The organism is Butyrivibrio sp. TB, assembly GCF_900110805.1.
GTDB lineage: Bacteria > Bacillota > Clostridia > Lachnospirales > Lachnospiraceae > Butyrivibrio > Butyrivibrio fibrisolvens_C.
This window is the reverse complement of record NZ_FOER01000008.1, coordinates 13,737-39,076: the sequence shown is the minus strand read 5'-3', so window position 1 is coordinate 39,076 and position 25,340 is coordinate 13,737. Positions and strand designations below refer to the sequence as shown.

At 38.6% G+C, this 25,340-nt stretch carries 17 protein-coding genes, 1 pseudogene and 1 riboswitch; of the genes and pseudogenes, 13 read left to right on the top strand and 5 right to left on the bottom strand.

Translation table 11 applies throughout. From position 1 onward, the window contains the following. Nucleotides 1–140: 140 nt before the first annotated feature. The gene (gene metA, locus BMX21_RS06905) at nucleotides 141–1,118 is read left to right on the top strand and encodes a homoserine O-acetyltransferase MetA (protein ID WP_022752829.1); all 978 of its coding nucleotides are present in this window, start codon (nucleotides 141–143) and stop codon (nucleotides 1,116–1,118) included. A gap of 194 nt (nucleotides 1,119–1,312) precedes the next feature. After that, on the top strand, nucleotides 1,313–1,789 hold the full coding sequence (locus BMX21_RS06900) for a hypothetical protein (protein ID WP_022752828.1): 477 nt from the start codon (nucleotides 1,313–1,315) through the stop codon (nucleotides 1,787–1,789). A gap of 237 nt (nucleotides 1,790–2,026) precedes the next feature. On the opposite strand, the gene BMX21_RS06895 is transcribed toward BMX21_RS06900, so the two are convergent. Then, nucleotides 2,027–6,325 carry a 2-hydroxyacyl-CoA dehydratase gene (locus tag BMX21_RS06895; protein WP_092042710.1) on the bottom strand — a complete coding sequence of 1,433 codons (4,299 nt, stop codon included), beginning with the start codon at nucleotides 6,323–6,325 and terminating at the stop codon, nucleotides 2,027–2,029. 485 nt (nucleotides 6,326–6,810) lie between these two features. On the opposite strand from BMX21_RS06895, the gene BMX21_RS06890 reads away from it, so the two are divergent. The 4 genes from BMX21_RS06890 (at nucleotide 6,811) to BMX21_RS06875 (ending at nucleotide 14,024) form a co-directional block, all read left to right on the top strand. Continuing rightward, nucleotides 6,811–7,809, top strand: a complete 999-nt coding sequence (locus BMX21_RS06890; RefSeq protein ID WP_022752826.1) for a zinc finger MYND domain-containing protein — start codon at nucleotides 6,811–6,813, stop codon at nucleotides 7,807–7,809. Between the two features lie 133 nt (nucleotides 7,810–7,942). Then, nucleotides 7,943–8,686 (top strand): sigma-70 domain-containing protein, encoded by a 744-nt coding sequence (locus BMX21_RS06885; RefSeq protein ID WP_092042707.1) that lies wholly within the window; start codon nucleotides 7,943–7,945, stop codon nucleotides 8,684–8,686. A gap of 72 nt (nucleotides 8,687–8,758) precedes the next feature. After that, nucleotides 8,759–10,510: a sensor domain-containing diguanylate cyclase gene (locus BMX21_RS06880; RefSeq protein WP_092042704.1), complete on the top strand. Its 1,752-nt coding sequence runs from the start codon at nucleotides 8,759–8,761 to the stop codon at nucleotides 10,508–10,510. 268 nt (nucleotides 10,511–10,778) lie between these two features. Then, nucleotides 10,779–10,854, top strand: a riboswitch (cyclic di-GMP riboswitch). A gap of 224 nt (nucleotides 10,855–11,078) precedes the next feature. Further along, the gene (locus BMX21_RS06875) at nucleotides 11,079–14,024 is read left to right on the top strand and encodes an ATP-binding protein (RefSeq protein ID WP_092042701.1); all 2,946 of its coding nucleotides are present in this window, start codon (nucleotides 11,079–11,081) and stop codon (nucleotides 14,022–14,024) included. Nucleotides 14,025–14,112: 88 nt separating this feature from the next. Here BMX21_RS06875 and BMX21_RS06870 read toward each other — a convergent pair whose 3' ends face one another. The 3 genes from BMX21_RS06870 to BMX21_RS06860 all read right to left on the bottom strand — a co-directional run bounded on the left by BMX21_RS06870 (nucleotide 14,113) and on the right by BMX21_RS06860 (nucleotide 16,875). Then, on the bottom strand, nucleotides 14,113–15,735 hold the full coding sequence (locus tag BMX21_RS06870) for an ABC1 kinase family protein (protein ID WP_092042698.1): 1,623 nt from the start codon (nucleotides 15,733–15,735) through the stop codon (nucleotides 14,113–14,115). A gap of 120 nt (nucleotides 15,736–15,855) precedes the next feature. Then, nucleotides 15,856–16,140 (bottom strand): phasin family protein, encoded by a 285-nt coding sequence (locus tag BMX21_RS06865; RefSeq protein WP_022752821.1) that lies wholly within the window; start codon nucleotides 16,138–16,140, stop codon nucleotides 15,856–15,858. Between the two features lie 345 nt (nucleotides 16,141–16,485). Next, entirely contained in the window at nucleotides 16,486–16,875 is a 390-nt protein-coding gene (locus tag BMX21_RS06860; RefSeq protein ID WP_092042695.1) for a diacylglycerol kinase family protein, read from the bottom strand. Between the two features lie 251 nt (nucleotides 16,876–17,126). On the opposite strand from BMX21_RS06860, the gene BMX21_RS06855 reads away from it, so the two are divergent. The 6 genes and pseudogenes from BMX21_RS06855 to BMX21_RS06830 all read left to right on the top strand — a co-directional run bounded on the left by BMX21_RS06855 (nucleotide 17,127) and on the right by BMX21_RS06830 (nucleotide 23,910). Next, on the top strand, nucleotides 17,127–17,678 hold the full coding sequence (locus BMX21_RS06855; protein ID WP_092042692.1) for a hypothetical protein: 552 nt from the start codon (nucleotides 17,127–17,129) through the stop codon (nucleotides 17,676–17,678). Nucleotides 17,679–17,755: 77 nt separating this feature from the next. Further along, nucleotides 17,756–18,835 carry a hypothetical protein gene (locus BMX21_RS06850; protein WP_092042689.1) on the top strand — a complete coding sequence of 360 codons (1,080 nt, stop codon included), beginning with the start codon at nucleotides 17,756–17,758 and terminating at the stop codon, nucleotides 18,833–18,835. Between the two features lie 222 nt (nucleotides 18,836–19,057). Then, nucleotides 19,058–19,290: pseudogene (locus tag BMX21_RS06845) on the top strand (purine biosynthesis protein PurH). A 290-nt stretch (nucleotides 19,291–19,580) separates the two neighbouring features. Further along, nucleotides 19,581–21,032 (top strand): ribosomal protection-like ABC-F family protein, encoded by a 1,452-nt coding sequence (abc-f, locus tag BMX21_RS06840; protein WP_092042686.1) that lies wholly within the window; start codon nucleotides 19,581–19,583, stop codon nucleotides 21,030–21,032. 291 nt (nucleotides 21,033–21,323) lie between these two features. After that, on the top strand, nucleotides 21,324–22,913 hold the full coding sequence (locus BMX21_RS06835) for an ATP-binding cassette domain-containing protein (RefSeq protein WP_177173959.1): 1,590 nt from the start codon (nucleotides 21,324–21,326) through the stop codon (nucleotides 22,911–22,913). Nucleotides 22,914–23,295: 382 nt separating this feature from the next. Further along, nucleotides 23,296–23,910, top strand: a complete 615-nt coding sequence (locus BMX21_RS06830; protein ID WP_092042680.1) for a hypothetical protein — start codon at nucleotides 23,296–23,298, stop codon at nucleotides 23,908–23,910. Nucleotides 23,911–24,021: 111 nt separating this feature from the next. On the opposite strand, the gene BMX21_RS06825 is transcribed toward BMX21_RS06830, so the two are convergent. Continuing rightward, complete coding sequence (locus BMX21_RS06825; RefSeq protein WP_177173958.1) at nucleotides 24,022–24,798, bottom strand: hypothetical protein; 777 nt, start codon at nucleotides 24,796–24,798, stop codon at nucleotides 24,022–24,024. Between the two features lie 83 nt (nucleotides 24,799–24,881). On the opposite strand from BMX21_RS06825, the gene BMX21_RS06820 reads away from it, so the two are divergent. Continuing rightward, entirely contained in the window at nucleotides 24,882–25,307 is a 426-nt protein-coding gene (locus BMX21_RS06820; protein ID WP_092042674.1) for an aldo/keto reductase, read from the top strand. Nucleotides 25,308–25,340: the final 33 nt, after the last annotated feature.

The window sequence follows — 25,340 nt, the reverse complement described above, 5'->3', positions numbered from 1 at the left end:
CTTTCATATATAATTGCTGTAATACTATTGCTAAAGTGCCATAAGACAGCAGCGCTTTTTTAAGTAGTAATTTAAAAGGTACAGGATCTGTCATAAGCATTTTAAAATTAAAAGTAATATCAGAATGGAGATATAAGGTTATGCCTATTAAGATTCAGAACGATCTTCCTGCCAGAGAGCAGCTTGAGAAAGAGAATATATTCGTAGTAGATGAGAACAGGGCCATGCATCAGGATATCAGACCCCTGTCCATATGTATTCTTAATCTTATGCCGCTTAAGGAAGATACTGAGCTTCAGCTTCTTAGGGCTCTTTCTAATACTCCTCTTCAGATAGATGTTACATTTATGAGAGTAAGTACACACGAAGCCGGACACACCTCTACAACACATCTAAACAGCTTTTATAATACCTTTGATGAATTAAAGGACAACCATTATGACGGAATGATCATAACAGGTGCACCTGTTGAGAAGATGGAGTTTGAAGAGGTTGATTACTGGGATGAGCTGTGCCAGATTTTTGAATGGACCAAGAAACATGTGACATCAACTTTTCATATCTGCTGGGGGGCGCAGGCTGCCTGCTATTATCACTTTGGTCTTAAGAAGATACAGCTTCCTCAAAAGCTATTTGGAATCTATGCTCACAAAGTGCTCAACAGGAAGGTTCCGCTTATTAGAGGATTTGATGACGTATTCTACATTCCTCATAGCAGATATACCTCAGTACCGATCGATGATATTCACAAGTGCAATAAGCTTGTAGTACTGGCAGAGTCTTATGAAGCAGGAGCAATGCTCTGCATGACCAAGGATGGAAGACAGATCTTCAGCTTCGGACATGCAGAATACGACCGCTTCACACTTGATAGTGAGTATAAGCGTGATGCCAAGAAGGGGCTAGGAACTCCGCTTCCAAGAAACTATTATCCGGATGATAATCCGAATAATAAACCAAGGCTTACTTGGAGAGCGCATTGCAACCTCTTGTATTCTAACTGGCTTAACTATTACGTATATCAGGCAACTCCATATAAGTGGGGACAGATACTCGATGCTGATAACATTGTCAAGGCATCAAAGGCACTGACAGAAAAAACTGATAATGGTAAATAAGAATAGATATAGTTGTTATGAGAAAGACTGTCTTTGGAGGCAGTCTTTTTTGAATGGGTTATCGAAATACCGTAAAAATATATTTGAAAAACACCCATGAAAGTTTTAAAATATATATATGGTGTTTGTACTTTTTGATACTCAGTAAATAATATTTCATAGCCCACAAACAGGCCCTGAAAGGAGATTATATTATGGCTCTCAATCTTGAGGAGGAACAGGTAGAAAAGAAGGAAGTTAAAGCAAGAAAGAAAACCAAAAAGACAAGGGAACTTTTAGAAGAGGCTGATCGCCAGATGAAAGAGCTTCACAGACAGCGCGATGAATATGTAGAAGTTCTTGATTCTCTTAACAAACAGTCAGAAGAGCTTGGTGAGATGAGCGCCAAGGGCTTAAAAGTCGAGCATGAAAAGTTTGGAGAAGGAAAAATTTCTTCTCAGGACGGAAAATATATCGAAGTCAAATTCGGTAAAGTGGTAAAGAAGTTTGTACTTCCTGGTGCAATTGCAGAAAAACACCTTAAAGTCAGTGATGAAAAAGTCTTGGAGTTCTATAACAAGAGTGATGATATACATAAACAGATACTGAAGGTTCAGATGCAGCTTCGTTCTACAGATTTTGCAATTGAGCGTCAGGCTGATAATATTGAAAAACTTAACCAGAAAGCTTGATCAAAAAGGTCAGATAGTTCTAATAGCTGAGCAGCTAATATAGAGGATTTTAATTAGCTGACATATGGTTACAATAACAAAGGTTCTACCGCTTGCTTATTATATGCGGCAGAACCTTTTTATATTGATGTTATGTGTGACCGGATCTAAATATTATGCATTAGCCTAAATTTAGATCATAAGATTGATCATAAATCGAACCATCAATTGAATTATCATTTCGGATCAGTTTAATGATTAGATCGCAACTTTCTCATCATGTTCAGTATTGTTTTCCTTAGTCTTCTTGTCAGCAAGCTTCCTGTTAGCAGTAGAGAGCATGAGCTTGATCCTGTTGAGCTGATTGACTTCAGAAGCACCCGGATCATAATCGATTGCAACTATATTAGATCCCGGATAATGTCTTCTAAGCTCTTTAATAACGCCCTTACCTACAACGTGGTTTGGTAGACATCCAAATGGCTGTGTGCAGACGATATTGCCAACGCCTTCTGTGATAAGCTCGATCATCTCACCTGTAAGGAACCATCCCTCACCTGTCTGATTACCGATATCTACGATAGGCTTAGCATATTCTACAAGCTTGTAGATACTTGTTGGAGCCTCAAAATGTTTGGAAGCTTTAAGTGCTTTTGTTGCTCCGCCTCGAAGCTTTTCAAGAGCCCAGATGGCTACTTTCATTGCCTTAGCAGTCTTTTTGCTGGTTCCAAGATATTCAGCCTTGTATATCTGGTTGTAGAAACAGTAGAGCATGAAGTCCAGAAGATCCGGAACTACAGCTTCTGCGCCTTCTGCTTCGAGAAGATCTACAAGATGATTGTTAGCAGCAGGAGCGAACTTGACAAGAATCTCACCTACGATACCAACCCTTGGCTTAACTTCATCTGTGATCTCGATGTTATCAAAATCTTCAACCATCAGACGACACATCTTCTGGAATTTAACCATATCAGTTGTAACATTTATATTCTTTTTAGATACAAATTCTCTGCATCTTGTAAGCCACTTTTGATGAACTTTTTCAACAGAACCCTTGACCTTCTCATAAGGACGCATTCTGTAGATACATCTCATCATGATATCTCCGAATACAGCACCGTATGCAGCACGCTTGAGCATCTCAAAGTCTATCTTGAATCCTGGATTGGATTCGAGCTTGGATAGGTTGAAGGATATAACAGGTATCTGTTCCATTCCGGCCTTTTTCAGAGCTCTTCTGATGAATCCCACATAGTTGGTTGCACGGCATCCGCCGCCTGTCTGAGACATTACAACTGCTGTCTTGTTAAGATCATATTTGCCGGAATGAAGTTCATCCATGATCTGACCTACAACCCAAAGAGAAGGGTAGCATGCATCATTATTAACATACTTAAGACCCATATCTATGGCATGCATATTGTCATTTTGCATGACAATAAGGTTATAACCACAGGCACGAAGAGCGCTCTCTAATATATCGAAGTGTATAGGTGACATCTGAGGACACAGGAGAGTATATCCTTCATCCTTCATCTCTTTGGTGAAGAGAACTCTGTGGTTAGCACAGTCACGAACTGTAGCATGCTTGCCTTCTTCTTCACGTACACGGATAGCAGCAAGAAGTGATCTTACACGGATCCTTGCAGCACCGAGGTTGTTAACTTCATCGATCTTAAGACATGTATAGATCTTGTCAGATCCGTTCAGAATATCTGCAACCTGATCTGTGGTAACAGCATCAAGACCGCATCCAAAAGAGTTGAGCTGGATAAGGTCGAGATCATCACGTGTACGTACGTAAGCTGCTGCTGCATAAAGTCTTGAGTGATACATCCACTGGTCTGATACGATAAGAGGCCTTTCAGGAGCTCCAAGATGTGAGATAGAATCTTCTGTAAGTACGGCTACTCCGTAAGAACAGATCATATCAGGTATACCATGGTTGATCTCAGGATCTATATGATATGGACGACCGGCAAGGACTATACCATGGCGATGATTTTCTTCCATCCATTTAAGGGTTTCTTCACCTTTTTTCTTAACATCTTCACGGCACTTTGAAAGTTCATCCCATGCAAGCTTTGCTGCTTCAGCAAGCTCTTTTTTAGGAATCTCTGTGAATTCCTTATAAAGAGAATGAAGTATAGTATCAAGAGAGGTAAAGGCCATGAAAGGATTGCGAAGGCGCGCTTTACCTGATGTGATAGCTTCAACGTTATTTTTGATATTCTCAGAATATGATGTAACAATAGGGCAGTTGTAGTGGTTGGTAGCCCCCTTTACTTCTTCTCGCTCATAGAAAATTCCTGGATAGAAGATGAAGTCAACTCCCTTGTGTATCAGCCATTCTACATGACCATGGCTGATTTTGGCAGGATAACACTCGGATTCTGAAGGTATAGATTCTATACCCATCTCATAGATCTGATGTGATGATCTTGGAGACAATACTACCTTGTAGCCAAGTTTAGTAAAGAAGGTATGCCAGAAAGGATAGTTCTCATACATGTTAAGAACTCTCGGGATTCCTACAGTACCTCTTGTTACTTCGCTATCAGGAAGTGGCTTGTAGCCGAATACTCTCTTATATTTCCAATCAAAAAGGTTAGGAACTCCATCAGCGTTCTTGACCTTGCCAAGACCTCTCTCACAGCGGTTGCCTGAGATGTGCTGTCTTCCGCCTGTGAACTTGTTGACTGTAAGGCGGCAGTGATTGGTACATCCCTGGCAGGTAGCCATAGATGTAGAGTACTCAAGGCTGTTAATCTGATCTATTGTGAGCATTGATGTCTCGTAAGAAGGATTCTGCATGAATCTGTTTCTTGCGATAAGAGCAGCACCAAAAGCGCCCATGATACCTGCGATATCAGGACGGATAACCTCTGCTCCGGCTATCTTTTCGAATGCACGAAGAACCGCATCGTTGTAGAAGGTTCCACCCTGAACTACGATGTTACTTCCAAGTTCCTTGGCATCAGACACCTTGATAACCTTGAAAAGAGCATTCTTGATTACAGAATATGCAAGACCTGCAGAGATGTCATCTACACCGGCACCCTCCTTCTGAGCCTGCTTAACTTTAGAGTTCATAAATACAGTACAGCGGGTACCAAGATCGATAGGATGCTTAGCAAAAAGAGCTTCTTTGGCAAAATCCTGAACGCTGTAATTAAGAGACTTGGCAAAAGTCTCTATAAATGAGCCGCAGCCTGAAGAACAAGCTTCGTTGAGCTGAACTGAATCAACAGCCTTGTTCTTGATACGGATGCATTTCATATCCTGACCGCCGATATCAAGGATACAATCGACTTTGGGATCGAAGAATGCAGCAGCATTATAATGAGCGATAGTCTCAACTTCACCATCGTCAAGCTGGAATGCTGACTTCATGAGAGACTCGCCGTAACCTGTAGAACAGGAGCGGGCTATACGTACGCCTTCCGGCATCAGCTTATATATCTCCTGCAAAGAGTTAATGGCAGTCTGCAAAGGAGAGCCGTTATTGCTTGAATAGAATGAATACAGAAGATCACCGTTTTCTGATACAAGAGCACACTTGGTAGTTGTAGATCCTGCATCTATTCCAAGGAATGCATTGCCCCTATAATTGTCAAGAAGTGAAGTCTTGACCTTGTACTGATCCTGACGCTTCTTGAAAGCATCATAATCTTCCTGAGTAGGGAAAAGAGGCTCCATTCTGGCAACTTCAAACTCCATATGGATCTTTTTGGAAAGTCTGGAAACCATCTCATTCATATCATAAGAAATAGCTTCCTCGGCATTCATAGCACTACCCATAGCAGCAAAAAGGTGAGAATTGTCCACATCTATAGTATGCTCATCATCAAGCTTTAAAGTCCTGATAAAAGCATTTTTAAGTTCTGACTGGAAGTGAAGAGGACCACCAAGGAATGCAACATGACCTCTTATAGGCTTACCGCAGGCAAGACCTGAGATAGTCTGATTGACAACTGCCTGGTATATAGATGCAGCAAGGTCTTCCTTAGTAGCACCGTCATTGATAAGAGGTTGGATATCAGTTTTTGCAAATACACCACATCTTGCAGCGATAGTATACAGAGAATTGTAATTTTTGGCATACTCATTAAGACCGGCCGCATCAGTCTGAAGAAGAGATGCCATCTGGTCTATAAATGAACCTGTACCGCCTGCGCAGATACCGTTCATACGCTGTTCAACATTGCCGTCTTCAAAATATATGATCTTGGCATCTTCACCGCCAAGTTCTATAGCAACATCAGTTTTAGGAGCAATTTCTTTAAGCGCTGTAGATACAGCAACAACTTCCTGTACAAATGGAACTTCAAGATGCTTGGCCAGATTAAGACCGCCTGAACCTGTTATCACAGGATGAATTCTAACGTTGCCAACTTTGGCCTGAGCCTCTTTGACGAGCTCGGCAAGAGTCTCACGTATATTGGCGTAATGTCTCTTATAATCAGCAAAAATTAGTTCATGTTCCGGATCAAGAAGTGCAACCTTTACAGTTGTAGATCCAACGTCAATGCCAAGTGTGTAGTCTTTTGAAATCATCTAAACCTCCGAATGAAATTACCAAAAAGCCGAAGATAACTGTAATATTACACATCGTCTCTTAACAAAAAACGGCGGCAGCGTCCCTAGTCAGTACACTAGCGTTAATCTTGATGCTGCCACATAATTGTAATTTCATATTCAACTATAATTTCTTATTAAAAGGAAATCCCTAAAAACATTCTTAGTGATTATAAAACATGACCGGTATTTTTTCAATGTGCTACTTTACTATAGTTAAAAAATCCAAGTTAAAAAACTATAAAGTGTTTGAGAAATATTTGCGCTATTCATTTACAGAAAAAACAATAAATGCTAAAATCAAGGATAAAGAAGCGCAGTGGGATGTAAGTACTTACCGACTGCGCTTAATATTGCCACATTAAGTTCTATTATCGCACATATGTAAATATGAACACTTGTTTTTTGGCTTGTATTTTCTATGGATTTTTGGCGATAAATACATGAATATTTAAGAGGTCATTATGTTCAATAAACTTGAAAGAAAATTTGGCAGATATGCCATCAGAGATCTTACGATCAAACTTATGATCGTTTATGCCATAGGATATATGGTATGTCTTATGGGAAGCCAGGCAGATCCGTTATTTGTTGATAATTATATCAGCTTCAATCCATACATGATCCTTCATGGACAGATCTGGAGACTTGTAACATGGATTCTTATACCTCTTCAGGATAATTTTCTTTTGTATGCGATCTCTATCCTGCTTTTCTATATGCCAATCGGCAGAACCATGGAAAGCGCCTGGGGAGATTTTAAATACAATCTTTATCTGTTCCTTGGATTTATTATCACTATCATTGCAGGTTTTGTCCTCTATGGAGCATATGCTTTATATGGACTTTCATTAGGTGCAGAAAGTGAGACATTCTCTCAGATTCTGCAGCTTATAGGCACAGCTGTCGGAAGCTGCACAATTCCTTATTATATTACGATGTCTATCTTTTTTGCATATGCTGCAACATTCCCAGATGCGACTGTACTTCTTATGTTCATCATCCCGATTCAGATGAAGTGGCTTGGTATTGCATATGCAGCTCTTTATGGATATAAATTTGTAATGTCTATTGTAACTTTGATAAGAGCTTTTGCGCAGTATGGATTTATGACAGGATGGATAGGCGGATGCGGTATCATAGCAGGTATCATAGTACTTATAGCTTCACTCATTCCGTTTGTTATTTTCTTTTTTGGAGACCGTTCCAGCAGACTTAGGAGAAAGGCCGGAAGATACAGACCTTCAGAAGTAAGAAGAAGAACAGAATTCAGACATAATGTTGAAAATGCTAAAAAGGCTCAGCGCATGACAGCTCCAGGATCTGCACATCATAAGTGCGCCGTATGCGGACGTACAGAGATTGATGATCCAAACCTTGAGTTCAGATACTGCTCCAAGTGTAAAGGAGCCTATGAGTATTGTCAGGATCACCTCTTTACTCATGTTCATGTTGAGAAATGATCGCATTTGCACGATTTACTGATATATTTCGTTTTGAGCTGATAACGAAGACTTTTTACCAAATATATTGCATGCTCAAATATAAAGTTTGAGTTAGAAAATTAATCATACACAGAATAGGAAATATTGATATATGGATAAAGAAAAAGAATTTGCCGCATTACTTGCGGATGTTACTAATCTTGGAAGACAGCAGAAAGGTATTGTTTCTAAGGAGCAGGTAAAAGAAGCTTTTGATAAGCTTTCACTATCTGATGATCAGCTTACACTTGTATATGATTATCTTAAGAAACATGGAATTGGTATAGGAACACCGGCTGATCCTGAAGAATTCCTTACAGAAGAAGAACACAACTATCTTAAAGATTATATCGAATCCTTATCAGAACTTCCGGAAGTAACGGATAGTGAGAAGATTGGTATTACAATATCTGCAATGTCAGGAGATAAATCAGCACAAAACAGGCTTATAGAGATCTATCTTCCTACAGTTCCCGATGTTGCCAAGATGTATGCCGAACAGGGCGTATATATCGAAGATCTTATAGGTGAGGGCAATCTGGTACTTACATCCGGCGTCACAATGCTTGATGCCATAGAGAAACCTGAAGAGGCTGAAAGCTTCCTTACCAAGATGATGATGGATGCGATGGAAGAGCTTATATCTGATAATCTTGATGAAGATGCCAGAGGCCAAAAGGCTGTCAAACACGTTCAGAAGGTTGCTGACAAAGCAGCAGAACTTGCCAAAGAGCTTAGAAGAAGCGTAACAGTAGAAGAACTTGCTGCAGAAACTGACCTTACAGAAGATGATATCATCGAAGCTATCCGTATGACAGGCAATAACATAGAAGATATAGATTTTAACGAAGAATGAATCTGATCTGGTAATGATTTAGTAGTCAAATAGGCCCATTGATAAAATTCACAATTAAGCTTCGGGGGCATTATGAAACAGTTTTTGTATGAAATCGTGAGTAATAGCAAAAAAGACAACTCTTTTGACGAAGCAAGAAGATATGCAAAGGAACATGAGGATTTTCAGGTTCTTGCTCATATTTATTTTGGATATGCTCAGCTTGATAAGACAATGGAGATGGTATCATATTTGAAATCTCTTTTCCCGGGAATCAAAATTGCCGGTTCCAGTTCTTGTGGAGAGATCAAGGATGGTCATCTTACAGATCGTTCTATTCAGATATCCATATCTTTTTTTGAAAAGACTAAGATAAAAACAATTATATATGATTGCAGGGATAGGAGCGAGTTTGATAACGGCATTCTCATGCAAGAAATGGTTGACAGCGATCCTTATGCAAAAGCTGTAGAAGTAATTGTTGCAACTCATTCAGGACTCCATGCTCAGAAATTTTTTGATGCTCTCGAAAAGTGTAATGAATCTGTGGCTGTATTCGGCGCAGCTGCTGCCAAGTATGATGATACAAGTGATACCTTTGTATTTAATGAAGATGGAATATCCCTCTTTGGTATAGTATGCGTATTGTATTCAGGTGAGGACTTTCATATCAGTACAGCTTATGCACTTGGCTGGAAGGAACTGGGCCATTCGATGACAGTCACTAAGGCTGAGTCTGAGAAGCTATATGAACTAGACGGCGAGCCTGCTTTTAATGTATACAAAAAGTATTTGAAAATTCAAAATGACAGTTCTTTTTCCAGAAATGCACTGGAATTCCCGCTTATGTATAGTGAATATGATGTTGACGTTGCCAGGATCTCCTTAAAATGTGCCAGTGACGGAACTCTCTACCTTGGCGGAGAACTAAGAAACGGTGATATAGTAAGACTTGGCTATGGTGATCCTGTAGCCATCCTGGACAGTGTATACGAAGCTCAGGACAAGATCAGATTATTCCAGCCTCAGGCGATATGGATCTATTCCTGCATGACGAGGATGAGTTTCTGGGGAGATGATATTGACTGCGAGATATCACCCTTTGATAAGATCGCTCGCACGTCCGGATTCTATACATTTGGTGAATACATAAGGATTGGCAAAAAAATCTATATCCATAATGCAACTCTTATTTCAATTGGTATGAGAGAGAACGCTCCTGCAGGAATCCCTGTAATGGCTCTTCCAAGGCTCACCCAGAAGAAAATGAGTGGTGAAATATCCATGGTTGAGCGCCTTGTAAGCTTCATTCAGGCGACAACAGGAGAACTCGAAAGACTTAACAAAAATCTTGCTCAAAAGGCACTAACTGACGATCTGACCCGAATATATAACAGGCGCAGGATAGAAGAAATAATGGAGAGCTTTATTGAAGAAGGTCGTCAAAGCCGCGATCAGATTTTCTTCCTGCTTATGGATATAGATTATTTTAAGCAAGTCAATGATACTTATGGACATGACACCGGAGATGTTGTTCTTAGGAAGGTTGCAGGCGTTCTTAAGAATTACATGAATGATGATTGTGTTCCCGGAAGATGGGGCGGTGAAGAGTTCATGATCGTAGCTCGTAATATCACCAAGACCATGGCTCTTGACCTTGCTGAGAGTATCAGAAGAGATATCTGTGATGAAGATTATGATCCGGTTCCGGAACTAACTGTATCTATAGGTATAGCCGGTATGTCTCCAAACGATAATATTCTGGAATTATATAAAAGGGTGGATAAGGCTTTGTACCATGCCAAAAAATCCGGAAGAAATTGTGTGTTTTTCAGCACTGACTGATATCTTTGGACAGATGGAAGGATTAATAATTTTTGACATCTATCTCGTTATTTGCTGCTAAACTTATTCAATAGTTAAGACGAATTAACCCTTTATTAGTGCTACAATATAAGGCTTTGTACATCCTGACCTGGGAAACTAAAGAAAACCGGTGGTCATTTTTTGTAAATATTACACAATAAAAAAATGCGGGATTTTCGCGTTTTTTGAAAAAAGGTGTTGATTTTTTGAAAATAATCTGTTATATTTTACTACGTTGAATCCACGAGATAATCTTTAGCAAAATAAGCGAAAGCTTATGACGCAAAGCTATAGGGCCTTTAAAATGGCAGCCAGTTGCACTGTACTTTAAATTCTTGCCGTCTGCTTTATGCAGACGGTTTTTTACTTGTGTACCGGCTCATTTCGAACTTGTAACTTCAATTCATTGTTAAAAAATAATCTTTTTTCACTCTTTCTCCGATATATTTATATGACGTAGGCGGTAAAAGGATTTTTATCGTTCTTAATATGATCATGATATTTTTATGAAACTCCCAGAACTAAGGATTGGCTTAGTGAGCACAGTATGAGAGTAAATAATAGTCTTAGGTCTAAGATCTTCAAGTCTATGCTTTGTCTTATAACAGTTATTATCATGACTGTTTCTTTTGCATTGCCGCAAACTGTAAGATATTCCAAAGCTGCGCCTCCGGAAGCTGAGAAGCTTGATGATGAACCGGTAGAGGCGAATTTCTATGGAGATATAGTCCCATCTTCTGATATAGCTAATTATAAAAACGGAAAAACAGGAACAAGGACAGTTAAAGTTGGATATTTTATGATAGACGGCTTTCAGATGTATGATGAGAATTATGGATATTCCGGTTATTGCTATGATTATCTTCAAAAGATCCGAACCTATACCGGGTGGGATTATGAATATATAGGAGATGATGAAGATATAGCATTCTCTGATCTGTACAGGATGACTGTTGAGGGCGAGATCGACCTTATAGGCGGCATAACCTGGACACAGGAAAGGGCTGATAAGCTCATCTTTTGCAATGTGCCAATTGATATGGAGTATACGACCATATATGTAAAAAATGGCGATACAACTTTTCTTGCCGGCGATTATTCCAAATGGAGAGACATAAGGCTTGGCATTGTCAGGGGGACTACTTACGTTGACAAAGTCAGGGATTTTGCAGAATCGAATTATTTTACCTACAAGGGATATTATTATGACGGTGATGAAGATCTAATTGCTGCTCTTGAAAACGGCGATATTGATGCCTTTGTTTCTGGAAGTTCCCATAACTTTCCCGGAGTTTCAATTTTGGCACAGTTTGATCCAAGCTATTTGTTTTTTGCCACGGGGCTTGATAACAGTGATCTTATGGACAGTCTCAATCATGCTCTTTCTCAGATAGAGACTGTTGATGCAGGCTTTAAAGAGTCACTTATGTCCAAGTATTATCAGGGCAACGGCACTAGTAATATTACATTCACATCCACAGAGAAACTCTATCTTGATTCCCTTATCACTAATAACAGAACCTTTACTCTTTTGGCCAATCCCGATAACTGCCCATTATCTTATATTGATGAAAACGGTAAACCATCAGGTATCCTTGTGGATATGACAACGTCTATACTTGACAGTATAGGCCTTTCATATGAATTTTATGAAGTATCTGACAGATTTGAATATATAAATGCTTATAATGAGCACAGAGCAGATATAGTGATCGACTTTATATCGGATTTTGGCCGGTCCGAAATGGGAGGATATTACGAGTGTGATTCCTATTTTGATACCTCTCTTGCCAGTGTCCATAATGATAAAGAGTATTCTTATGATACGATAGTAAAAAGACATGGAGACGGAATCTTTAATGATAGTATACTTCAAAGCCTAAGCGATACTGATAATGTTGTATTCCTTGATTCTTTAGAAGCTACAAGGCGTTATCTTGCAGCTCATCCCAAAGCCTGTACAATGCTGCCCTTGGAAAGCGCGGTAGTGCTTGTCGGACAAGAAGAGACCAATGCACTTGTTGCTGAAGATATATCTTATAGAAATCTGCGCTTTTGCATGGCTGTTAACAGTAGCTGCGGCCATTTTCTTATAGGAATCTTTAATAAAGCATGTAACTCTTTTCCTCAGCAAAAAAGAGCTGAGATCATCAGCAGATATGATATTGACAATTACACACCGAAGACCTTTAGAGCCTTCATATATGATAACCCTATGTACGGCTTTGTAGTTATTGTTTCAGGTCTTGTCATCTTCTTTTTGGTGATCATAAATCATATTGGCAAAAGAAACAGACGTAAGGTTGAAGATCTTAACCAGAAGCTGTCTACAGCGCTTGATGGAGAAAAGAAAGCGTCTGAAGCCAAGAAGAGATTTTTCAGTAATATGAGCCATGATATGAGGACGCCTCTTAACGGGATACTGGGGCTTACCAGAAGCGTTATTCGAAATGGTATAAATTCGGTAAACGATCTGGATTATCTGTACAAGATAGAAGACAGTGCCAATTATCTGGAGCTGCTTATCAACGATTCACTTGCAATGAGCAATCTGGGAAGAGTCGAGATAGAACTAAATCCTCAGATGTGTGATCCCGGACAGGTCTTTGACAGCCTTAAAAATGTTGCACTTACCTTTGCAAGAGAAAGAGATATACGAATTATATTAAGAAGAAAAGAAATAGTAAACCTTCCGACAATGATCGATTATAGCAGACTTGAACAGGCGATACTAAATGTTATCTCCAATGCAGTTAAGTTCTCACGTAAAAGCGGTACTATCGAGATCGATCTGACCAGCAGCATGATAGACAATGGCAAGGTTGAATACACCTTAAGCGTTCAAGATCACGGAATCGGAATGAGCAGCGATTTTCAAAAGACGATGTTTGATGCCTACACGCAGGAAGACAGAGGTGAGATGACAGATCATGCAGGGACAGGAATAGGGCTTTCTGTTGTCAAATCCATTGTCGAGAAGATGAATGGCAGAATTGATATTAAGAGTAAAGAAAATATAGGAACGATAGTGACTCTTGTCTTTGTATTTGATGTCTGCGCAGGAGCCATGCTCGATGATCTGCAAGAAGATTATGAGCAAAAAAGCCTTGAAGGTAAGACTGTTCTGTACTGCGAAGACAATGAGCTTAATATGGATATAGTATGTGCTATCCTTGAAAGCGAGAATGTCAAAGTTGAAAAAGCCTGGAACGGCAAAGAAGGTCTTGATTCATATACAAACCTTCCGGAGGGATCACTTGCGGCAATACTTATGGATATCAGAATGCCTGTAATGGACGGCCTTACTGCTGCCAGAGCCATAAGAAATTCAGACAGAGAGGATTCAAAGACCATACCAATCATAGCTGTATCTGCCAATGCCTTTGAGGATGACAAAAAAGCTTCGAAAGATGCAGGGATGAATTCGCATCTGTCGAAGCCTGTTGATCCAAAGCTTCTGATAAGTGAGATTAAGAAATATGTATACATATAGTTTGTATGATCGAACCTATCTGCTAATAAAATTACTCCGCCTTGTGGTAACTATGCTACAAGGCAGAGTATATTATCTATAGAATAATCTATTTCTTGCGTATTCTGCGCTTTTTGAGCCATCTTATGATCATGAACCTAAGGATCAGGAAACCTGCAGAAGTTGAAGCTATGGCAAATCCTATGAATCCAAGAAATGGGATTCCAAATACCTGGGGTTTCATATCTGTGGTGCATATGATTGCCGATCCAATGAGCAGACCTGTAATACACATTCCAATTACAAGGTTTCGTACAGACGTATAGACAAGCTCTGCAAATGGGCCTGAAATCTGAAGCCTTAGATTGGTTCTGGATTCTCCCTTTAGGTATTCTTTTAACGCATCTGTTGCAAGACCCGGAAGCTCTATTCCTTTACTTGCGGATCTATAGAGTCTTTTTAGATTGGTCTTAAGTTCAGCCTTTAGATCTACGTCTTCAAGATATGTCTCGCCAACTCTTGATGCAGCTATGTCGAACATATTGATATCAGGTGCAATAACTACAAGATCACCCTCTATATGTGCAAGGCCTCTTGCCAACATAGTAACGCCGTGTGGTAGGGCTAAAGAGTTACTCTTCATGATATCCATAAGATCCTGCATGGATTCCGGGATATTGATAGAACCCATGGAAAGAGACCCGTATTTATTTAGAAAGTCCCTAAGATTCTCATACAGTAAAGCTCTGTCTACAGGCCCGAACTCATCGCACAGGTCCATTACAGCACTTTCCAGCATAGATACATCTCTAAGAGCGATACTTTCGACGCCTCTCATCATGATGCGGCGCTGCTGCTCGGTAAGTCTTCCCATCATCCCCATATCAAGCCATATGATCTTGCCATCCCGTACACACAGATTGCCGGGATGAGGATCTGCATGGAAGAAGCCATCATCCATTACCTGCTTGATGAAGTTATTGACAAGCTTCTGACCGATCTCATGGCAGTCATAGCCCATTTCTTCAAGCTTATTTATATCTGTTATAGATATACCATCTATATATTCCATAACAAGAACGCGGTCTGTAGTATATTCTTTGTATAGCTGCGGAACACCTATATAGGCCACGTCTTTGTTATTATGTGCAAATTCGGTTATATTGGCAGCTTCCTTTAAAAAGTCCATCTCCTGTTGGGCGACAGTCCACATCTCATCAAGGACCATGTCAAGATCTACCATGTTCCTAAGATCGCCGATCTTGGGCATAAGTGATACCAGGCGGTGTAGAAGACCTATATCGCGGGCCATGATATCATAGATGCCTTTTCTTTGAACTTTGATCACGACTTCTTCGCCGTTTAATAAGACAGCTTTATGAACCTGTGCTATAGAAGCTGAGCCAAGGGGCTTTTCTTCGATAGAAGATAGGATATCTTTTATATCGCACATCCATGACTTTTCAAGGACCTCTTTGACCTCTTCAAAAGGCATGGGAGTTACATCTGTTGTAAGCTCCATAAGAGCATCACAATAGCGCTTGGGCAGGATGTCCGAATGAAGGGACATTATCTGCCCAAGCTTAACATAAGTGGGCCCTAATTCTTCGAGAATCGTCCGAAGCTTTTCGGGAGATATGCCGCGGGTTATGTGATTGCGCATAAGGACCTCGCGGATTTCTTTAAATCTGGAGCTGTTGTCTTTGGTGTTTTTGGTAGTGGTTTCTGTCATATTCCTCATAGCCTCGGGCATAACTTTTTTGGTTATTTTTTTGTATTGTCCATGTACATTCAGTTAGATACTGATCCATGAATATACACAGTGATAATACATGATGAAAATACATGAACTTTATTTGTCTTTTAAAGCTTCCTTTAAATTCTTGAGCTCTTCTTCAGAAAGAGATCCTACAAAATCCTCCATGTTTTTGGGAGCGGAAGAGCCTTCTTTATGTTCTTTATAAGTGCGCTTTAACTCTTTGTTGAGCTCTTTGCCCTGTTCTACAGTAAGTTCGCCCTTTTCAACAAGGGTTCCTACCAGCTCGTCAGCCTTCTCTGCTGTAAGAGCAACAGCGCCGACACTTGCCAGAAGAAGCTTCTTAAGACCGTCAGTAATAGGGTTTTTGTTGTCTGCCATGATGAAATCCTCCTTATTTGCATGTATTTTAGTATTTATTGACTTGAACTTCGCACATTTAAAATAGTCTAGGTTGTCGAGTATTCCTGAGGATGACAGTTGATAAATGATTTTATTGTCATGAAAATTGTATAAAATTCAAGGCATGATATCTGGAATAATATATTCTGGGATTCATAAACTCGCTTCGCTCAAACAGATGAATCCCAAACAGAATATATTATTCCATCTATCAAGCTCTTGAATTTAATACAATTTTCAAAGACAAAAAAATCATTTATAGGCTGTCATCCTCATGAATATTCAAGGTATTGAGTATGTTATAAATGTGCGAAGTTTAAGTTATCAATTAAATAATCCAATAATGAAATAGTATAGTTTTGGAAAGAAGATAATACTGCCAATAACAGCTGACAGGATCGCTGCGACTAAGACGGCGCCTGCGGCAGCATCTTTTGCTTTCTTGGCTAGGGGTGCATATTCTGAGCTTGCAAGATCGACGACTGCTTCGATTGCTGTATTTACAAGCTCAAGAGGAATGATTATTGCAAAAAGTAAAATACATACGAACCATTCGGTAAGGCTGATCTTAAGAATAAAGCCGAATATAATGACCAGAGTAGTAACAATAAGGTGAATCTTGATGTTACGCTCATCTTTGATAGTATTAAAGATTCCTTCAAATGCATATCCAAAGCTCTTGTAAAGTGGACTTCTTTTCTGATTGTTATCCATCGGCACTTTCCACCTTTGTTTATGACTTTTGAACTGAAAAGATATTAGAACTATATTATTTATTTTACTATAAATGGACTATTTAATCCACATCTGACTTCGCTTTTACGCATTTTAAGCCGCTTATCCTGAAAATTGTGCAATTCGTCGGATTTTGAAGAGGAATAAGGTGCAAGGTAGTACAATGCTGTTTAAGCGGTATATCGTAGAAGTTTTTAAATTTAGGTGAAATGAAGAAGGATAATAATCAGATGTATGAGAATAATTTAGTAATGAACCAAAATACCAGAAATAATAAGACTAAGGGAAGTCCTATAAATGTATCTTATTTTTCTACTGAATATTTTGCGCTTTGTTTTGCTGGGGTTATGGTAATTTTGCTCGGATTACTTTTCTTGACAAATGATAGCTTTGATAGACACGGTAAAGAAGATAATGCGCTAGGTGTATTAGTTATTATTATTGGTATATCAGTGATAGTGGCTGGCATTATGATCATGAAAAATCGAAAAATAAAGATTGTTGGAAATAGGCTGATATATGTATCAATGTTTAGGAAAAAACACTCTTTTAATATTGATAATATAAAGAAAGTAGAAATATTGGGATATAGGAATACTTCAGAATATAAGATTGAAATTATAATAGATAATTATTCTTGGTGGTTAAAAGTTTATAAGGACTGTCCGGGTTATGAAGAGTTAAAAAAATATTTTTACAATAAAGGAATGTTATCTGTAGCCGGACTTAAAATACGGCCTTACGATGATGAAAATGAGATATATAGTGATGATGAAAACTGATAATAAACAGTTATATCTATAAAAAAGACCTGACAAAATAATAAATATAAGCAGGATATGGAAAGAAGGAGCTATTTATGAAAAAAGTTACATTACTTAAAAAATACTGCCTAGTAGGACTGGCAGGAATTATTGCTGCATCGGCTATAGGATGCACTAGCGAAGATATCAATCTTGATAAAGATGAAGTTGCAGAAGATGTATCTTCGGAAGAATCATCACAGGATGAAGAAAATGAAAAGGTAGAAGATAATAACACAGGTTCTACAGACAATTCTTCAGATAGTGAAGATGGCAAGGATGAGTCAGATGCTAATACTGAAAGTACCGAAGATGCTGATGTTAGCGAGGATGATACAGATATTGGTGCTAATAGCAGAACCGCATATAAAGAATTCGAAGATGGCACAGCGAAAGTTAAATATGTGATATCAGATGGCGACTTATTCTTCAATGCTGAGTATAATGATCCGGTTTTTGAAGAAGCCGAGTTCTATTCTATGGATGAAATCATTGAAGCTTGTAAAGAGCTTGATTATTACAATGCTGATGGAAATCCTACGATTACCTATACAGAGATCGACTGTGGAGACGATTGCATTCCGGAACTATATGTTGATATTCAGTTTGGCGCTGCATCTTCTCTTGCGATGATCATTAAAGAAGTCGATGGAGAACTGGTTCTTTGCTATGATGAACTTTATGGTGACAGATATATGCTGGAAATTGGCTCTGATGGAACTATTGAAGGATCAGGAAGCAGTGCGGCAAATATTCATTCTATTAAGAAAGCATTTATTGACGCTGATGGAAATTATATTTACTATTACGGATGTACAGAAACACTTGGTTTATACAACTTCAGCTTATATACATCAGGAGTAAACGAAGCAGACTTTTCTACTGACGGACTTGATATTGATCACATCGGCGTAGACCAGTACTACTTTAGTGCAGACTATAGAAACTGTGATTACTTCTATCATTACTTCATATTCGATGACAACTATGAAGATATTTCTACTGATGCAGACTATGAAGATTCAAGCGAGATCAAGCAGGCATTCAGCGATGCTGGCGTACTGCCTTATACTCAGGATGAGATAGACGAAATGCTTGCTGAAAGGGCAGAAGAAGTCGGATATCCTGGAAAATAATCTTTATGAGATAGTATAAATTCATGACTTTTAGTATGAAGTGAAAAAAGATATAGAATCATAAAGAACAAAGATTATAATTCAAAAACCCGTTTACGTTAAAGTGAACGGGTTTTTGATGTAAGTACAGAATTTAATGTGTGAAAACAGATAGCTAAGTAGCATCTTTTACTTTGTGTGGTTTTATATATGTTACACACAGTTTCTAAAAGGAGATAGAAAATGGAATCAATATTGATCAAAGACACAACTCGCGAGCAAAGAGAGCAGATAGTAACAGAGTCAATCGGCAACATAAGCGGATCATGTGACGGCTTCATGTCCGGCCTTGCAGAAATGTATCAGGACCATATTGATGGCAAAAAAGAGATCCGTGAGATCAACATGGAGTTCAGGGCACATTACGAATCAGGTGTTGAAGGGCCGGAAAAGCTGATTGCGGATATAAAATTTGAAAAGAAAAGCCTCGATATAGGATATATTATTGTATTTGATCTATATATGTGATATCATGCAGTTGAATAAAAGAAAGGGCGATTTTGTCGCAAGGGTGAACGAATGATTATTAGATAATTTGATTTAGGTGAACATATTGATAGGACTGCTGCTTATGGCGGCGGTATTATGTGTACGCTTAAATTGGATTATCATGCATTCGAAGCCTTTATTTATATATAGGTCTTTTTGTGTGAGTCTATTTTGCGTACGCAGGATAGGCTTTTTTTAGCTGAAAAGGGAGACTTATATGGCGAGACATTTATTGATAAAAGCAGAGAATATAGTCCATTCCTATGGAGAACAGACCGTACTGGATTTCGACAGGTTCTATCTGTATGAGGGCGAGAAGGTTGGACTTGTTGGGATGAATGGCGCAGGCAAGAGTACGCTTCTCAAAATTTTGGCAGGGGAGCTGAAACCAACCAAAGGAACAGTATCGAGCAATTGTATTCCGTTTTTTTTCGAACAGTTTGGCTCAGACAGTGAATACTTTGAAACTGACTATGCAGAAGCCGGCAAGATGGGAGTTGCAGACCACATCTGGCAGGAAAACGTTAGCGGCGGAGAAGATACCAGGATAAGACTTGCACAGCTCTTTTCAAGTCCACATGCAGTGGCATTTCTCGACGAACCCACATCAAATCTGGATTATAACGGTGTGGAAATGCTCAAAAAAAGACTGAACGAAATAGAAACACTGGTTGTGATCAGCCATGACAGGTCCGTTCTTAATGAAATATGTGACAGGATTGTAGAGATTTCTTTTGGCAAACTTCAGAACTATAGCGGAAATTATGATGAATATGTTGTTCAAAAAGAAGAACAGCGAAAGACTCAGCAGGCCGAATATGAGAACTATCAGGCTGAGAAAAAGAGGCTTCAAAGCGTTTACGTTGAGAAAAAAGCCAAGGCCAAAACTGTAGATAAAAAGCCAAAGAACATGTCAGCAAGTGAAGCAAAGGTTAGAGCGTTCATTGGAAATAGAAAACCTGAGGACAAAGCCCGTGGAATAGAAAGAAGTGCCACAAATGTCCTAAAACGCCTTGAACATATGGAGATTAAAGAAAAGCCCAAAGAAGAACTTACAGTAAGACCTGATTTCAGACTGACCAATCCGCCAAGAAATCCCATAGTGATCCGTGGAGAACATATTTCTTTTGCCTATGATGATCACGTTATATTCGACGATGCAGATTTTATGATCAAGAATGGAAGTAAGGTTGCGCTACTGGGCGGTAACGGAGCCGGCAAGACTACTTTACTGGAACTAATAAATAATAGAGAAAAAGTATACGTAGTCCCAGGAGCCAAAATAGGATATGCCAAGCAGAACATGTCCCAGATCGACCTTGATCGAACCGTTCTTGAAAATGTGCGCAGGGTCAGTATCCAGAGCGAGAGTCTTTCAAGGATTGTACTGGCACGTCTTTTGCTATCAGAAAGAGATATGAACAAAAAGGCATCAGAGCTTTCGGGTGGTGAGCGGATGAAGCTGTCTTTTGCCATGCTCTTTGTATCGAATGTGAATTTGCTGATACTGGATGAGCCTACTAATTATCTGGACATCCCATCTGTCGAAGCTTTAGAGAAAATGTTGGTGGAGTATGAAGGAACTCTTATATTTACTTCGCACGATAAAGTGTTCGTGGACAGAATCGCTACGGATAGGCTTTATATTAGCGATGGGAAGATAAGATAGACTTAAGTAATGTTTGCGATATCACTTGAACTGTTTAAATAGTTTTCTATACAGAGTAACTTCGTATCTATGATGAAAAGAAAATAATAGATGCAATATAAAAACTGCGGTGTAAACAGCCATTTCAAATGGCAACTTACATCGCAGTTTTTTGTCAAAAGTAAAGGATTTATTTCCTTATCCCTGTATCTATTATAGCATAAGCTGCAAGCTGATTTAAAGCCTTGTTTTTCAAGGAGTTAGATGGTAATTTATTGCCTAATCGCAGTAATAAAGGGGGATTTAGATATCATGAGAAATTATTTTAAAATTGTAAGAATGATGTTTGCATCAAGTAAGAGGCTAATAGTTGGGGCATTTGTTGTAATGTCAGTGCTTATTGCTGTTGAAATGGCAATACCACTCGGGATCAATACTATGATCGACCGTTTGGAACATGATAAAACAGTACATACGTTTATAGTATCGGTGTTTTTGTTTGTGATCGGGTATTTTTTGCTGTCTGTTTTGTCCGGAATCAATACAAGGCTTTATATCCGTATAGGCAATGATCTTCTGTGGAATATGAGAGTGAGGATATATAGGGTTCTTTGGGGAAGTGATTACATGGAACATATACAAAAGTCTAAGGATAAGTTTAAATATGTTCTGTCAACGCAGACATATACTGCATTTGCAATCGCAGTGATATATTCTGTCGGAGGCTTTGTTAATGCGCTTACGGTTATGGCATTTTTGGTAATAACCTTTTGGTATAGTATTCCGGCAGGTCTTACATTAGTTTTTGGGATTGCGATAACATTAGGAACATCATTTATAACCGGTCGCGGTATTTTGGGTAACTATGAACTATGTGACAAAGCTCATGAGTCGGATACTGCGCAGGTTTATGAGACAGTAGATATGGTAGAAGCTGCTCGTACTAATGGCCTGGAAGTATATTATCTTAGAAAGAATAAAAAAATACATGATAGTTTCATGAAGCTGTCAGAGAAGGCAGAAGGAAAATCCACATTCTTTGAAACTATAGAAAGCAGCTTAAATAACCTTATCTATATTCTTGTGGCAGGCATGCTGCTATTGACATCGAATGTTAGCGGAGGAAGACTTGTAACAGTTCTTTTTATTACAAATACAATTCTCTCGGTTAGCGGAAGAGTTCAACGACAGCTTCAGGTGATAATCAAGAATATTCCGGCTTTTGACAATGTCGCAGGGCTTATGGATATTTCAATTGATTCGGGAAAAGAGATAAGTGATATAGACAGCATTAAATTCGACAATGTCACCCTGGACATTGATGATAGGAAGATTGTAAGCAATGTCTCTTTTGAGATAAAAAAGGGTGATAATGTACTGATCCGCGGGGAAAATGGTAGCGGTAAAAGTTCGCTACTTAAGATGATACTTGGCTTATATAAGCCGACAAGCGGACAGATTTCTATAAATGATACGTCAGTTTCTGAGTATGATTCTCGCTCTTTTTACAAAGAGATGTGCTATGTTTCGCAGGATGAACTGATACTTAATGAAAGCGTTGAAGATTATCTTAGATACGTAACTCATACTGATTGCAGCGACGATGAAATAGGAGCAATGCGAGGGAAGTTAAAGCTAAATTCTGAGATTGGAATTATAGAAGAAAATGGAGCGGCTCTTTCCGGTGGCGAAAAGAAAAAACTGTTCATGATGAAATGCATGATGGAATCTAATGCTTCGCTTGTTATTCTGGATGAGATCGATGCAGGACTGGATGTTGAAACCAAGGCACTACTTAAGAATTCGGAAAAAGAACTACTAAGTGATCCTACTAAAATAGTCATTAAGATATCTCATATTGATAGTGACGAAACGGGATTTGATCAGATTATAAATTTGTAACAGGTTAAGATTTACATCTATCATGCTCCAGAATTTAATAGAACGATTTATAAGTTTGGCAATGATTTATATATCACAGCCCCTGAATAGGATTTGGGAATGCTGGTTCGTATATGTGAGAAGTCTGCTTGTATACAATAAGCATTATACTTCAAAAACAGTAGAATAGCCATTTTCACTATGCTTTTACGCATTTTAAGCCGCTCATCCTGAAAATTGTGCAGTTCGTCGGATTTTGAAGAGAAATAAGGTGCAAGGTAGTACAATGCTGTTTAAGCGGTATATCGTAGAAGTTTTTAAATTTAGGTGAAATGAAGAAGGATAATAATCAGATGTATGAGAATAATTTAGTAATGAACCAAAATACCAGGAGATAAAGAAGATGAATAATAAACAGATTTATCAAGAAAATATGAGCCCCAGTCAAAGTTCAGGAAGAAATAGTGAGTCGAGGAATGCGATAATTGTGTCGTATTATGATGGTACAAGAATTACTGTAGTTTTAATTGGATTGGTTTTGATTATTATGGGGCTCAATTTTTGGGAGAACGATAGTCAGTTCATGGATAGCCAAAGTTTGAATATTCCTGTGTTCGTAGGTATATTATTAGTCGTAAGTAATGTTTTGATCATGATTAATAGAAGAGTAAAAATAATAGGAAACAGGATTATCTATACATCAATGTTTAGAATTAGTCATACTTTTAGTCTTTATGATATCGAGAAAGTAGAAATTGCAAGCTATCATAAATCTCCAGGAGAAAAGATTATTATAACTCTTGATGATTGTTCTTTTTGGATAACTGTTGATGGGTGCTGCCAAGGGTATGATGAGCTGAAAAAGTTCTTTTACCATAGAGGAATGTTGACGGTGTCTGGCATTATAGTACGGCCTTTCGATTATGATTATGAGAGTGGAATAGATTACGAAGATTACGAAGATGAGTATGAGAGTGGAATGGATTACGAAGATGAGTGGGATAAATTACTAAGATGAGTATTAAACAAAAGTATGAAAACTTTAAACCCGTTTACTATAAAATGGTAAACGGGTTTTGCTATAAATAAATATATATGCAGATGTCAGTGCTTTTAAAGAATTTCAATGTTATTTATTTCTGCCAATTTCATCATCCCATAACTTTCTCATATCCCAAAAGCTCAAACCGTCTGCAGTAAGCTCATAGAACATTTTTTCATTAGCAGCGCGGTCAAAGATATCAAAGAACATCTCATCAAGGTCTTCAAATTTGGGATCAAGTTGATATTCGCTAATATCCTTGAAACCAAGCTTTCTGAGTGAATCATAGGCGAGATCTCTTTTTTCAGGATTCTTTGAGGTGTGCATATCGGTACAGCCGTCAATATAGGATATAAGCAATGTTCTAGGCTCTTTCGTATCTTTGGCTATAGCAGCGATAAGAGCTTTGTTATAAAGATAGCCTTCTATGTCGATCCAGTTCTGACTCTCTTTTACCACCTTATTATCGGAGCTGTCTAAGGAATAGCCGGATGACACGGGGGCAAAAGTCTCATTTTTAAGCATCCTGCCAAGATCTTTGCTCCTATATTCAGGACTCAGCATGGGAACACATATCAAATTAAATAAAATATACTCAATACTCAGTTTTACAAATAAAAGGCCGAGTAATAAAAGTATAATGGCCTCTATTATTGTGCCGGATATATCTCCATCCCTGACGTCTAAGACAATCATAAATACGCTAAATCCCACCCAAAGAAGTGATCCGAGAAGGGCGAAGAATTTGCGCCAGAATGCAACTTTCATTTCGTTTTTTATGATTGTTTTCATCATTAACCTCCTGTGGTTATATGAAATACTTTTATAATAATTGTAGTATAATTGCTGGATTGTTGCATGCATGTTTTAGACTCCTAACTTATCCTGTCTTATCGACAGACGCTGCACTGCTAAATTGGGAGAAAAGAAATGTTGAGGGGGCAGATATGATAAAAGGTTATTCGAATGTGGCTATGTCGCGTTTGACGCTGGGCACTCATTTGGGAGACGTTACAGATACAGTGTCAAAGCAGTATCGAGGTGCTATAGAATATGCGTTGCAACATGGTATCAATACAATAGACGGAGCTATAAATTACCGAGGCATGCTTTCTGAAAAGGATGAGGGCATAGCACTGCGAGCACTTATTGAATCATGTGCTTTACGCAGAGAAGATTTTTGTATTACATCAAAAGCGGGACTTCTTTTTGGAGATATTACAGAACGAATTAACCCAAAGATGTACCTTGAAAATATATTGAAACCGCAAGGAATTACAGAGGAAGATTTCTATCAGTATGATGGCCTGTATCAGACATTGAACCCTACGTTTTTTGAAATAGCACTTGAAAAGAGCCTTCAGAATCTGTGACTTGAAACAATTGATATTCATTATATCCATATC